12 protein-coding genes and 4 pseudogenes are annotated in these 13,625 nt (G+C 28.6%); 10 read left to right on the forward strand and 6 right to left on the reverse strand.

Annotation, left to right across the window (positions count from 1 at the left end; genetic code table 11):
• Window positions 1-40 precede the first annotated feature (40 nt).
• Together ACZ1HD_RS07285 and ACZ1HD_RS07290 are read left to right on the forward strand one after the other, a co-directional pair.
• Window positions 41-1,434: pseudogene (locus tag ACZ1HD_RS07285) on the forward strand (MATE family efflux transporter).
• A gap of 49 nt (window positions 1,435-1,483) precedes the next feature.
• Window positions 1,484-1,708: a hypothetical protein gene (locus ACZ1HD_RS07290; RefSeq protein WP_472689053.1), complete on the forward strand. Its 225-nt coding sequence runs from the start codon at window positions 1,484-1,486 to the stop codon at window positions 1,706-1,708.
• Window positions 1,709-1,776: 68 nt separating this feature from the next.
• On the opposite strand, the gene ACZ1HD_RS07295 is transcribed toward ACZ1HD_RS07290, so the two are convergent.
• From ACZ1HD_RS07295 to ACZ1HD_RS07310, 4 genes and pseudogenes are all read right to left on the reverse strand, one after another.
• A complete protein-coding gene (locus tag ACZ1HD_RS07295) occupies window positions 1,777-2,169 on the reverse strand; it encodes an OmpH/Skp family outer membrane protein (RefSeq protein WP_472689054.1) in 393 nt (130 codons plus the stop codon).
• Between the two features lie 166 nt (window positions 2,170-2,335).
• Window positions 2,336-3,544, reverse strand: coding sequence for a DUF2254 domain-containing protein (locus ACZ1HD_RS07300; protein ID WP_472689055.1), 1,209 nt, complete (start codon window positions 3,542-3,544; stop codon window positions 2,336-2,338).
• Window positions 3,545-3,599: 55 nt separating this feature from the next.
• The gene (gene miaA, locus ACZ1HD_RS07305; protein WP_340934075.1) at window positions 3,600-4,511 is read right to left on the reverse strand and encodes a tRNA (adenosine(37)-N6)-dimethylallyltransferase MiaA; all 912 of its coding nucleotides are present in this window, start codon (window positions 4,509-4,511) and stop codon (window positions 3,600-3,602) included.
• A pseudogene (locus tag ACZ1HD_RS07310) lies at window positions 4,512-5,335 on the reverse strand (ion transporter).
• Window positions 5,336-5,527: 192 nt separating this feature from the next.
• Between ACZ1HD_RS07310 and ACZ1HD_RS07315 the strand changes: the two are divergent.
• The 5 genes and pseudogenes from ACZ1HD_RS07315 (at window position 5,528) to ACZ1HD_RS07335 (ending at window position 10,439) form a co-directional block, all read left to right on the forward strand.
• A pseudogene (locus ACZ1HD_RS07315) lies at window positions 5,528-6,183 on the forward strand (DUF4331 family protein).
• Window positions 6,184-6,209: 26 nt separating this feature from the next.
• Window positions 6,210-6,770, forward strand: coding sequence for a DUF4331 family protein (locus ACZ1HD_RS07320; protein ID WP_472689056.1), 561 nt, complete (start codon window positions 6,210-6,212; stop codon window positions 6,768-6,770).
• A gap of 132 nt (window positions 6,771-6,902) precedes the next feature.
• Window positions 6,903-7,847, forward strand: a complete 945-nt coding sequence (locus ACZ1HD_RS07325) for a tetratricopeptide repeat protein (RefSeq protein ID WP_472689057.1) — start codon at window positions 6,903-6,905, stop codon at window positions 7,845-7,847.
• 10 nt (window positions 7,848-7,857) lie between these two features.
• Window positions 7,858-8,091, forward strand: coding sequence for a hypothetical protein (locus ACZ1HD_RS07330; RefSeq protein WP_472689058.1), 234 nt, complete (start codon window positions 7,858-7,860; stop codon window positions 8,089-8,091).
• Window positions 8,092-8,214: 123 nt separating this feature from the next.
• A pseudogene (locus ACZ1HD_RS07335) lies at window positions 8,215-10,439 on the forward strand (TonB-dependent receptor).
• Between the two features lie 99 nt (window positions 10,440-10,538).
• Here ACZ1HD_RS07335 and ACZ1HD_RS07340 read toward each other — a convergent pair.
• Together ACZ1HD_RS07340 and meaB are read right to left on the reverse strand one after the other, a co-directional pair.
• Window positions 10,539-11,012 (reverse strand): DUF3124 domain-containing protein, encoded by a 474-nt coding sequence (locus tag ACZ1HD_RS07340; RefSeq protein WP_472689059.1) that lies wholly within the window; start codon window positions 11,010-11,012, stop codon window positions 10,539-10,541.
• A gap of 46 nt (window positions 11,013-11,058) precedes the next feature.
• Window positions 11,059-12,126 (reverse strand): methylmalonyl Co-A mutase-associated GTPase MeaB, encoded by a 1,068-nt coding sequence (gene meaB, locus ACZ1HD_RS07345; protein ID WP_472689060.1) that lies wholly within the window; start codon window positions 12,124-12,126, stop codon window positions 11,059-11,061.
• A 196-nt stretch (window positions 12,127-12,322) separates the two neighbouring features.
• Between meaB and ACZ1HD_RS07350 the strand changes: the two genes are divergently transcribed.
• From ACZ1HD_RS07350 to ACZ1HD_RS07360, 3 genes are all read left to right on the forward strand, one after another.
• Window positions 12,323-12,775: an RNA polymerase sigma factor gene (locus tag ACZ1HD_RS07350; RefSeq protein WP_472689061.1), complete on the forward strand. Its 453-nt coding sequence runs from the start codon at window positions 12,323-12,325 to the stop codon at window positions 12,773-12,775.
• Window positions 12,759-13,034: a hypothetical protein gene (locus ACZ1HD_RS07355; RefSeq protein ID WP_472689062.1), complete on the forward strand. Its 276-nt coding sequence runs from the start codon at window positions 12,759-12,761 to the stop codon at window positions 13,032-13,034. The genes ACZ1HD_RS07350 and ACZ1HD_RS07355 overlap by 17 nt, the downstream gene beginning before the upstream one ends.
• A gap of 261 nt (window positions 13,035-13,295) precedes the next feature.
• On the forward strand, window positions 13,296-13,610 hold the full coding sequence (locus ACZ1HD_RS07360; RefSeq protein ID WP_472689063.1) for a hypothetical protein: 315 nt from the start codon (window positions 13,296-13,298) through the stop codon (window positions 13,608-13,610).
• Window positions 13,611-13,625: the final 15 nt, after the last annotated feature.

Below are 13,625 nucleotides of genomic sequence, written 5' to 3' on the forward strand. Positions count from 1 at the left end.
TGAACTAATTGTACTTTTGTTGTCCGAAAAACAAAGAAAGTTGAATCTATCTCAATACACCTCAGAATTTAATTACAACCTAAAACTAGCAGCACCAGTTATGTTAGGTATGCTTGGGCATACATTTGTTAGTTTTATAGACAATATTATGGTTGGTCAATTAGGTACGGCAGAGTTAGCTGCGGTTTCTTTGGGTAATAGTTTTATGTTTATTGCAATGTCTATTGGTATTGGTTTTTCTACAGCCATAACACCATTAATTGCAGAAGCAGATTCTTCTAACAACTTAAAACAAGCAAGATCTACCTATAAACATGGTTTGTTTTTATGCACTACTTTAGGCATTTTATTGTTTTTATTAGTGTTTTTTTCTAAGCCACTTATGTATTTAATGAAACAACCCGAAGAAGTTGTAGCATTGGCAATACCGTATTTAGATTTGGTAGCTTTTTCACTAATTCCGTTAATAATTTTTCAGGCAATTAAACAATTTAGTGATGGTATGTCGATGACAAGATATCCTATGTACGCTACTTTATTAGCAAATATTGTAAATGTGCTTTTAAACTATCTACTAATATTTGGTAAGTTTGGTTTTCCGAAATGGGAATTGTTGGTGCAGCCTATGGTACTTTAGCTTCAAGAATAATAATGGTTATCTATTTATGGCTTCTTTTACGTTTTAAAGAAAGATCTAAAAGAATTGTAAAAAATATTCAGTTTTTTGTTTTAGACTTTTTAATGATTAAAAAGATTATAAACTTAGGTTCTTTAAGTGCAATGCAAATGTTTTTTGAAGTAGCAATTTTTACTGCTGCCATTTGGTTAAGTGGTTTGTTGGGTAAAAATCCGCAAGCAGCAAACCAAATAGCATTAAATTTATCTTCTATGACATTTATGGTTGCCATGGGTCTAAGTGTGGCTTCTATGATTAGAGTTGGTAATCAAAAAGGATTACAAAATTACAGAGAGTTGCGCAGAATAGCTTTCTCTATATTTTTATTAGGAGTTTTGCTAGCCACATTCTTTGCGCTATTATTCTTTATTTTTCATAAAAGTTTACCAAATTTATATGTAGATTTAAGCGATACAGCAAATTATGTAGATAATAAAGAAGTACTATCTATTGCAGCAAATTTATTATTGGCGGCAGCATTTTTTCAAATATCAGATAGTATACAAGTTGTTGTTTTAGGAGCTTTAAGAGGATTACAAGATGTAAAAATTCCTACGGTGTTAACCTTTATATCTTATTGGGTTGTTGGTTTTCCGGTTTCTTATTATTTAGGGCAAGAAAGCATGTACGGCAGTTTTGGTATTTGGTTAGGTTTGTTGGCAGGTTTAACAACAGCATCTGTTTTACTATTTATAAGGTTTAATTCCTTAACTTTAAAGTTGATTAAAGAGAAAGACGAAAAAATAATTGTTGCTTAAATTTAAAGCAACATTGATAGATAAGTTTTAAAATATTAAAAAATAAATAATGGATTTACCAAAGTTTTTACTTGCAGATAATAGCAACGCACCAGAAGATATATTTGTGTTGCACACAGAATTCTCACGTTTTATAATTAATTTAAAAGATGATGAAATTGAGTGGTTTGAAGATTTAACAGGAGAAAATGAAGAAGATATTGCTACAGAATTAGCAGATTTAATGGATAAAGCAGGTATGTTTTATGATGAAGAAATGAAGCAGTACGAGTAATAATATTATATTCTGATTATAAAAAGCCTCATAATGAATAATTATGAGGCTTTTTATTTATCTATTTCTTATTGTTTAGTTGGTTTAGGAACTGTAATTCCTAATTTTTTAATGACTAAATCTGTAATATCAAATTTAGGATCTAAGTAAGCAAATTGATTTCCGGTAGTTGTAAGAATTTGAGTATAACCATTTGCTTTAGAAACTTCTGCAATAACATTAGAAAGCTTTTTGTAAAGCGGACGCATTAATTCGTCTCTTTTTAAGCCCATTAATGTGTTACCATTTTTTTGATATTGGTTGATGTCTTGTTCTAAAGAAGCCAATTCTTTTTGAACTGTCTTTTTCTCTAAATCGCCCATTTCTTTTTCTTTAGCTTGATAATCTTTTAATCTCGCTCTAAAATCTTCGACTTTCACAGTAAAAGAAGAATCTAGTTTCGCACCATATTTTTGAGCCATTTTTAAGATAACTTTATTCTCTCGGCATAAGGCTAATAATGTAATCGCTATCGATAGATCCAACTTTGGTTTGAGCAAAAGAAATTGTGCTTATAAAAGCGATAAACAATAATGTGATTTTTAATTTCATAATTTAATTTTAGGATAACAAATGTATAAAAGATTATTAATTTAAATAAGCCTCTAAATTTTTAAGATCTTCGGTGTTTTTAATATTAATTTTGGCATCTGTAATTAACAGTTCTATTTCAGAAGAAAGAATTGTTTTGTAAGATGTAATATTCGTTTTGTTTTTTGTTCTTAATAAAGAGATAATTAATTTCTTAACTATAATTATGTCATGCGAGCAATAGGTTCTTAAAGGCGCCATAATATTATAAATTAAATCTTTAAAATTTAACGTATTTATTATTAAAGCATCTGTGTTTTCTTTTTGTTTAATTTCAAAATTGGTAAGTTGTGCTCTAAGCGCCAATAATTCAGATAAATAATCTATTGCATTTATAGCTGTACCAGGATCATTTATTCCTGGTGACATTGATTTTACTGCTACTTCTGTAATTTGTTTGAAAGCTAAAAGATAATTGTTATCAATTAACTCTCCTTTAGAAAATTCAAAATTATTGTATATTTTTTCTAAAATTTCTTCGCTTAATTTAATATTCGATTTAAACAATACATCACCTTCACTGCAATAAGAGCCTTGGTTTGATAAAATTTCTAATTCAAATTTATGTTTGCAAGCCATATCAACTAAAATATCTGTAGATACAGTTTTAAAATAACCCGACTTTTTCGTCTTGTGTTCAATCCAGTTTGATGTGTCAGATTTATCTTTGACTTCTTTTTCAATTTCGATTAACCTTTTTAAGCTTTTTTCTGCTTTTCTATAAATTTTAAGTAAAATATTGTTAATCTGAATTTCTTGTGAAATTGAATGGATAAAATAGATAAAAGCGCCAAGAGAATTTATCATGAAAACGATAGAAAGTACCACAGAAAAACCTGGTAATTGATAATCTTTACCATTTGGTTCTATAAAAACTAAAATTAAAATACAGTAAATAATGGTAAATAAATAGCAGCCTAAAACAATTTGATGTCTTCTGTTAGAAATTAGACCAGGTAATAATCTAGGAGAAAAATTACTAGACGCTTGGTTAAGTAAAATCATAACCATAGAAAAGCTAAAAACCATTATTGATGTTAATCCTGCAATAAAAGTAGAAAGAATAGTTCTTGCAGTTTCTTCGTCATTCACTACTAATTCTGGTAAAATTTCTTGAAAATAATCAGAAATTCCTAGATTTTCTAAAAACATCATTAAATAAGCAAAAAACTCCGCCCAAAGCAATAATAGAAGGGTAGAAGGCAATTTTGTTTTTTAAATTGTAAACCTTACTTAATAATGTAAAAATTTTATCTTTCATTTAAAGTTTCGAATCAATTTCTTTTTGAATACTATGAATGTCTGTTAAATAATCAAACCACAAGGTATCAGTATCTCTTTTAAACCAAGTTAGTTGTCTTTTTGCAAATCTTCTGGTGTTTTTCTTTATTTCTGATATTGCAAAATCTTTAGTAAAGTTGCCTTCAAAATAATTAAAAAGTTCTCTGTAACCAACAGTTTGTAAGGCGTTTAAATGTTTAAACTCAAAAAGTTTTTTGGCTTCTTCAATTAAGCCATTTTTTATCATCAAATCTACTCGTAAATTAATTCTATTATAAATTAATTCTCTTTCTGCATTTAAACCTACTTTAATGCTATTAAAATCCCTGGGTTTTTTAGGTTTATTTTTAAAAGTAGAATAAGGCGTTCCTGTACCAATACAAATTTCTAAAGCTCTCATTATTCTATGCGGATTTTCAATTTCGATAGTATTATAAGTAGCAATATCTAACTCTTTTAATTGTTGTTGTAAAACTTCGATTCCTTCAGACTCTAATTGTTGTGTTAGCTTTTTTCTAATATTAGCATCTACTTCCGGAAAATAATCCAATCCTTTTAAAACAGCATCTACATACAAACCACTACCGCCAACCATTATCTGTATTGGGTTTTCTTGAAATAAATTGTCTAAAGTTTGTAAAGCATCTCTTTCGAACTCACCAACATTATAAGTGTCAAAAATACTTCTATCTTGAATAAAATAATGTTTTGCTGCGGCTAATTCTTCTGGTTCTGGTACGGCTGTACCAATAGTCATTTCTTTATAAAACTGTCTAGAATCACAAGAAATAATGCTCGCATTATATGCTTTGGCAAGTTTAATACTTAAAGCAGTTTTACCAATTGCGGTAGGACCAACAATTGTTATTAAAGTGTTTTTGTATTTGTTCATTTAATTTAAAATGCTACCGCAATTGTAACAGAATGTTGCGTTTTTTTATGTTTTTCTTTTAAACAAGTTGGGCAAGATTGTGTATTTGTGTCTATATCTTCATCTGCTTTTGTCATTTCAGAACTAACAATTCCGGTTGGAATTGCAATAATAGAATACCCTAAGATCATAATTACACTTGCAATTAATTGGCCTAATGGTGTTTGTGGTGCAATATCACCAAAACCAACTGTAGTTAATGTTACAATTGCCCAATAAATACTTTTAGGAATATTTGTAAAACCATTTTCGGCACCTTCTATCATATACATAACTGTACCTAAAATTACACAAACTATTAAAACGAAAAATAAAAACACAGCAATTTTTGCTCTACTAGATTTTAATGCTAATAATAATTTGTTTGAAGCGCCAATATATCTTGCTAATTTTAAAATTCTAAAAACTCTTAACAATCTTAAAGCTCTTAAAGCCACTAAACTTTGCGAGCCTATCAATATAAATGATAAATATTTAGGAATGGTAGAAAGTAAATCAATAACACCATAAAAGCTAAAGATGTATTTAAATGGTTTTCTTATCGATATAATTCTTATAATATATTCAATTGTAAAGAAAATTGTAATAATCCATTCGCCAATGTTTAAAAAATCATGATATTCATTATCAAAACTCTCTACACTTTCTAACATTACCAATAAAATACTGGCAATTATAGCAATAAGTAATGCAACGTCAAAAAGCTTTCCTTGTTTGGTATCTGCTTCATAAATAATTTCATGAAGTTTTTCTTTCCAAGAAGATTTTTTTTCGTTTTTATTCAAAATAATTATAATTTTCTAATACAATACTACGATTATTTACCATGTTTAAAAAATTTTTACAACTATTTTTAGCAGTGTTTATAAGGGATTAGAAAAAAATATGAAAAAAAGTTACATTTTAAAAAACCGTATATCTAATAACCTCGTAAGTAGTGTGAGATTCAATTAAATATTAACTATAAAACTCACACAATGAAAAAAAGTAAAATTTTAATAGGAACCGTAATTGTTGCAATTATTGGTTTAATTACAGTAGCGGCAGATCATATTGATGCACCTGCAGCTCAAGGAACATCTGCAGATATTACAGATTTTTATGCTTTCGAAGGAGAAAACACAGATAATTTAGTATTTGTAGCAAATGTTCAAGGTCTTTTAAGTCCTTCTGCCACTTCAACAACATCTTTTGATGAAAATGTTTTGATAGAGTTTAATATTGATACAGATCGTGACGCTGTAGAAGATTTGGTAATTCAAGCAATTCCTAGAGATGGTAAAATGTATTTCTTTGGGCCAGTAGCACCTTCTTTTCCAGGATTAACAAGTGATATTGCTACAATGTCTTCTGTAAAAGGAGAAGTAGATATTACAGCGTATGGTTCATCAGCAATTATTGCAGAAAATAGTGCAGGAATGAAAATGTTTGCAGGACCAAGAGATGATCCTTTCTTTATGGATTTTGCTAGATATAATGAAGTTGTTGGCGGAACTGCTCCTGGTTTTAATAACCCGGGTTCTGATACTTTTGCAGGTTCAAATGTACTTTCTATAGTTGTAGAAGTTCCTAAAAGTATGGTTGGTACTTCGGTACAATTAATACTTGGGTAGAAGCTAAAGTAAAACAATAATTAACAAAATTTAAAAACAAAATATCATGAAATTTAATTTTATAAAATATACAGCAGCTTTATTAATGTCTTCTATAGTATTTATTAGCTGTAATAATAACGACGATGATGTGGTTGCAGTTGTAGAAACAGATTTTTCCGGAACTTTTATGCAAAAAGACCAAATGGGAAGACCAGCAGTAAATACTGTTTTTGTTTCTTCGGATAATAAAGATGAATTTAATAATACAATTCCATCAGAACAAAACGCAAAGTTTCAATCTATGTTTGAAGCTAATTTAAAAGGATTAAGTCCTGCGTATGCAAATGAAGGAGATACAAATGCTTTAGGTTTAGATGTTGCAGCTTTTACTGGTTTATTAGCAACAGATGTTTTAAATGTTTCTTTAGACGGTACAACTACTTTTTACGACGGAGAAAACGTTTTAACAGGTAGAGCTTTAGCAGATGATGTAATTACTGTTGAATTATTATTGATTTTTGGTGGAGAAGATTTTATGGAAAATCCAACTTTATCAAATGATAATGTAGATGCAAATGACAAAGACTTTTTAACAAGTTTTCCATATTTAGCTTCTCCTTGGTAGTAGAAGCTTTTAGAAATGGCACATGTTTAAGGGAGCATGTGTCATTTTATTACAAAAGTTAACTCTCTAATATCTCGATGTATTTTCTCTGATAATACATCAGATATTTTTAACCAACATAAAATACAAACAATGAAATATATCCAACTAATTTTATTATTTGTAACTTTTTCAATCGCAACGAGTTGCAGTAATTCAACAGACAAACAAATAACAAATACTAAAGATTATAATGCCTATTTAAAAGCTACAGAAAATAACTCTTTAGAAAACATACAATTAGATTCTAATTTTTGGTCCAAGAAGTTAGAAAAGACTCCGAATCAATTTCCTTATTATGCAAAATTAGCATCAGCAAACAATGCAATGTTTAAGTTAACAGGAGAAATTGAATCTTTAAAAAGTGCAGAAAAAAACTTAACCATTGCCAATGAAAAAACATTTTATAATAACGCAGGTTATTTAAGAGGTTTGGCAAGAAACTACATTTCTCAGCACAGGTTTAATGAGGCTTTGCTTTTATTAAAAAAAGCAGAAAAAAACGGAGAAAAACTTCAACAGACTCAGTTTATGTTAATAGATGTTAACCTAGAATTAGGCAATCTTAAAGAAACTGAAAAATACTTATCTAAAGTTAAAAACTTTAAGAGTTTCGATTATTTAATAAGACTTTCTAAATACAACGATCATATTGGTAATTTAGATAAAGCAATAGCATATTTAGAAGCATCTTTAGAAATAGCAAAATCTTCAAATAACAAAACTTTAATTCAGTGGAATTATACAAACCTAGCAGATTATTATGGTCATGCAGGTAGAATAAAAGATTCTTATAATGCTTATTTAAAAGCTTTAGAACTAAACCCTAAAGATAGTTACGCTAAAAAAGGAATTGCATGGATTGTGTATTCTTACGAGCGAAACCCTAAAGAAGCTTTAAGAATTTTAGAAACAGTAACTCAAGAAAACAAATCCCCAGATTACCACTTATTAAAAGCAGAAATTTTAGATTTTATGGAAAACTCAGTAGAAAAAACAACAAATCGAAAAGTACATTACTCAAGTATCAGACTCTAATTACGGAGTTATGTATCATAAATACGACGTTTTATTGTATGCAGATAATAAAGATTTAAAATCGAAAGCTTTAAATATAGCTGCTCAAGAAGTAAGAGAAAGACCAACAGCACAATCTTATGATTTATTAGCGTGGTCTTATTTTAAAAACGGACAAATAAAAAGGGCTTTAGAAATTACAGAAAAATTTGTTTTAAATAAAACTTACGAACCGAAGCGTTATTACATGCCGCATATATTTTAAAAGCAAATGGTAAAATGCAAGAAGCCATTATGTTAAAAGAAGAATTGGTAGAAAGTATCTACGAATTGGGGCCTTTAGCTGAAAAAGATATTTTAAATATATAAGTTTGCAAAAAATATAAAAATGAGAAATTTACTATTCGTATTTATTTTTCTTGCAACTTGTTTACAAACAAAAGCACAAGAATTAAAGGGTAAAATTATAGATACTTATAATAATCCTGTAGAAAATGCATATGTGTTCAATGTTAGCTCTAATGCGCATACACATTCAGATTTAAACGGAAATTTTAAAGTATTAAATACAAATATTGGTGATACAATTCAAATAGGTATTTTAGGATTTCAGAAACAAGAAGTTGTTTTGACAGCAGAAAATTTTAATGATTTTAAAGTTGTTTTAAAAACTAAGGTATTTCAATTAGAAGAGTTGGTTTTAAGAAAAGAAATTAATGCTTTACAAACGATATCTAAAATAGATTTAGAAGTTAATCCTGTTAACAATTCACAAGAAATTTTAAGAAAAGTACCAGGTTTAATTATAGGGCAACATGCCGGTGGCGGAAAAGCAGAACAAATATTTTTACGTGGTTTTGATATTGATCATGGTACAGATGTTACACTTTCTGTAGATGGTATGCCAATAAACATGGTTTCGCATGCACATGGTCAAGGTTATAGTGATTTACACTTTGTAATACCAGAAACAATTCAAAAAATTGATTTTGGTAAAGGACCTTATTATGCAAAACAAGGCGACTTTAACACGGCTGGTTATGTTAACTTTTCTACTAAAAAAGCATACAAAACAGCATGATATCTATGGAAGTAGGGCAGTTTAACTCACAACGTTTTTTAGGTATGTTCGACCTTTTAGAAGGTAATAAGAAAGATGATGCTTATGTTGCAGTAGAATATATTGCTACAGATGGTCCGTTTGAATCTCCTCAGAATTTTAACAGATTAAATTTATTTGGTAAATACAATACCTTTTTAAACGGTAAAGACAGAGTTAGTGTAACAGCTTCTCACTTTACAAGTACTTGGGATGCATCAGGGCAAATACCGAAAGAGAAGTAAATAATGGTAATATTACTCGTTTTGGTGCAATAGACGATACAGAAGGAGGTACAACATCTAGAACAAATTTTAATGTTGAGTTAAATAAATCCTTGTCAGAAGAAAGTATTTTAAAATCGAATGTGTTTTATTCTAAATACAATTTCGAACTATTTTCTAATTTTACGTTCTTTTTAGAAGATCCTGTTAACGGAGATCAAATTAGACAATTTGAAAACAGAGATATTTTTGGTGCAAATGCACAAATTATTTCAAATAAATTATTTGGTGACGTTGAAGCTAAATTTACTAAAGGTGCAGGTTTACGATATGATATTATAAATGATATAGAATTGTCTCACACAAAAAATAGACAAGAAATTATCGATAGAATTCAATTAGGAGATGTAAGACAAACAAATATGTATGCATTTTTTAATTCAGAATTTGAAATAGGAAAATTTAAAATATCACCAGCAGTTCGATTAGATTATTTTAAATTTATTTACAACGATGCTTTGCAAACGAACTATAATACGTTAACAAAAAACAAAGCTATTGTAACACCAAAATTAAATTTCTTGTATTCTCAAAACGATAACTTACAATGGTTTTTAAAATCTGGAATTGGATTTCATAGTAATGATACAAGAGTTGTTTTACAGCAAAATGCAGATAAAGTTTTACCAAAAGCATATGGTTTAGATTTTGGTAATATCCGGAAACCAACAAAAAATATGGTCGTTAATACGGCTGTTTGGTATTTATTATCTGAAGAAGAATTTGTTTATGTAGGTGATGCTGGTATTGTAGAACCTTCAGGAGAATCTGAGCGTTATGGTTTAGATTTAGGCGTAAGATATCAATTTACAGATTGGTTATATTTTAATACAGATGTAACATTTACAAAAGCTAGAAGTTTAGAAAATATATCAGGAGAAGATTACATTCCTTTAGCACCAGATCTTACCGCAGTAGGTGGATTGTCTGTTAATAATTTAGGTAATTTTTCTCGGAGGATTTCAATATAGATATATAGATGATAGACCAGCAACAGAAGATAATTCTATTGTTGCAGAAGGTTATTTTGTTGCAGATTTTAATGTAAATTATAAAATGAAAGACGTAACATTAGGTTTGGCAATCGAAAATATTTTTGATGTAGCTTGGAACGAAACTCAATTTGCTACAGAATCTAGATTACAAAACGAACAAAACCCCGTAGAAGAAATTCATTTTACACCAGGTACACCATTTTTTGCAAAAGCAAGTATTACTTATACTTTCTAAAAAATGATGTTAAGATTTTGACCATGTTTGTTTTGGTTGATTTTAGTTGGATAGATGCCTGTTACTTTTTTAGTAGCAGGCATTTTTAATTGTAAGATATTACTCAATTCTTTTTGCTTGTGTTGTAAACGATAATCCTTGTTGGCCCATTGTAGAAGTCATAATACCTTCAAAAAGTGGTTCAGAACTATTTTTAGGTAATTTCCATTCAAACAAAAAATTAGAACCTGTGCCACCAGTTATATCAATTTCATCAATAATAATTTCGGTAGTTTCCATTGGCGTCAAATAAATAGGATAATCAAAGTAAGTTCTTATTGTTTTACCATGCGTGTCATAGTATTTAGCACTTAAAATATAAATAGAATCTTTGTCGCTTGTATTCCTTAAACTAACCATTGCCGTTAAGTTATGCTTTTTGTGCTCAGACAAACTGTAGATTTGCGAATAAATAGAAAGGTAAGATTTTCCATATTCTAGAGAATCTTTAGTCGAAATGTTAATTGCTCTCTTTGTCCAGTTTTCTGGATTTATAGAACTCAGTTCTTTTTTTTGAGTACAACTAGTTATCAATAAAATTAACGTAAAAAAATGTAGTATTTAGTCATAATGATAAGCTTTATAGATTCAATAATTTTTTTGCAGCATTAAAAGGCGTTGTAATGCCGTTTTCTAAATTATTAATCTCATTTTGTAAGGCATTTTTAACTTGTGGATTATTATAAAAATTTGCTTTTAATTGCTGATCGATAGTAGATAATAGCCAATATTTATTTTGTTCGTTTCGTTTTTGAGTAAAATACTTATTGTTTTTTGTTAAAGAAATATACTCTAAAATCATTTGATTAATTTTATCAATACCTTTGTTATGAAGCGCGCTAGCAGTTAATACTTTTGGTTGCCATTTACTTTCTTTTAAAGGATATAAATGCAAAGCTCTATTAAATTCTACTTTTGCAATTTTTGTATTTCTTTCATTTTCACCATCGGCTTTATTAATGACAATTGCATCTGCCATTTCAATAATTCCTCTTTTTATACCTTGCAATTCATCTCCGGCACCGGCTAATTTTAATAATAAAAAGAAATCTACCATAGAATGCACAACGGTTTCCGATTGCCCAACACCAACAGTTTCTATAATAATAGTATCATAACCGGCAGCTTCACATAAAATAATGCTTTCTCTTGTTTTTTGAGCAACACCACCTAAAGAAGTACCTGAAGGCGAAGGTCTAATAAAAGCATTTTTATCTGTTACAAGCTGTTCCATTCTTGTTTTATCGCCTAAAATAGAACCTTTATTTACAGAGCTACTTGGGTCTACCGCCAAAACAGCAACTTTATTACCTTTAGAAGTTAAATATTTACCGTAAGCCTCTATAAATGTACTTTTACCAACACCTGGAATACCAGTAATACCAATTCTTATAGATTTATTTGCGTGTGGCAAACATTTTTCTAAAATTTGGTTTGCCTTTTCTTGATGTTTCGAATTAGTACTTTCTACTAGCGTGATTGCTTTACTTAAAAAAGTGATATTTCCTTCTAAAATTTTAGAAACAAACTCATTAACAGAGTTTTGTTTTACTCTATTTAGTTTAATTTTTTCCGCAGAAGATCTACTAGTAGTTTCCGGCTGTGAAACACCATCTTTTTCGTGTAAAGCAGAAGAATTTTTGTTCATTGTTTAAGATAATATGTAAATTTAAAGATAATTAATTACAAATTTTGCAACACTTCAAAAAATGTATCGTCTTTAGAGTAAGAAAGAAGTAATGACATCAACCAAACAATTACATCAACCTATAATTAATAAATGCAAAAACAATTGCGCAAAGTCGCAAATGCAATTGTATAATTTATATTGCAACGCTATGTTTATGGTTGCAAATAGATATGTAAAAGACAGGTTTTTGGCAGAAGATATAATGCAAGATGCTTTTATTAAGGCTTTTAAAAATATCAAAAATTACAAAAATGAAGTTGCTTTTGGTGCTTGGTTAAAAAGAATTGTAATCAATCAAAGTATCGATTTATTAAAGAAAAATAAATTAGAATTAATAGCCATAAATAACGATGTTATTACAAAGGTAGAAGAAGAAGATTGGCAAGTAGAAAACACAATTTCTGTAGATGAAATTGTAGCAAATATAAACTCGTTAAAAGAAAAATACAGACTGGTTTTAACCTTGTACTTGTTAGAAGGTTACGATCATCAAGAAATTTCTGAAATATTAAATATTACAGAAAACACTTCTAGAACACAATTGTTAAGAGGTAAAAAAGTATTAAAAGAAAAACTAAAAAACACGATGTATGCCGCAAGATATTAGAGATTCTGTAAAGAAATACAAAGAAGAAAAGGTTGATTTATCAGCAAATCACGTAAATAAATTTGAAGCTTTATTAGAAAAAGAATTACACGGTAAAAAGAAAACTAAAATCAATTATAAATGGTTAAGTATTGCTGCAACTGTAGCTTTATTAGTTAGTATTTGTGTGCAGTTTTATCCTTCAAAATCTATTAACGAAACAAAAAAAATAACTAAAGAAATAAGTTTAGGAAGTATATCGCCGAATTTGAAACCATAGAAAAATACTATAAAAGTAGTATTAGTTTAGAAATTAGTCAATTAGAGTTAACAGAAGAGAATAAAGAGGTTATAGATGATTATTTATCTAAAATATCAGAATTAACAAAAGAATATAAATTATTAACCCAAGAGCTCAATACAAAAGGGGTTAATGATGTTACCATAAATGCATTAATAAGTAATTTAAAATTACGATTACAGCTGTTACAACGCTTGAAAAAGCAATTACAACAACTTAAAAATTTAAATAAAATACAAAATGAAAATCAAATTATATAATACATTCAGTTTTTTAGTTGCATTTCTATTACTCGGTACTATTTATGCGCAAAAATTCGACAAAAAATATACAGAAACTTTTACCGTAAATAAAGATGTACAATTAGACATTAATGCATCTAATTCTACAATAAACGTAACTACTTGGAATAAAAATGAAGTTTCTATAATTGCAACGATAGAAGTAGAGGGAATTTCTAAGGAAAAAGCAGAAGAATACTTTAAAAAATGGAATTTTGAAGCACTCGGAAACAAGAAAAAAGTAAGTGTTGTCTCGAATTCGGTAAATCTTTAGGCTTAAATAATATTG

Source organism: Polaribacter sp. HA6-7 (assembly GCF_055693625.1).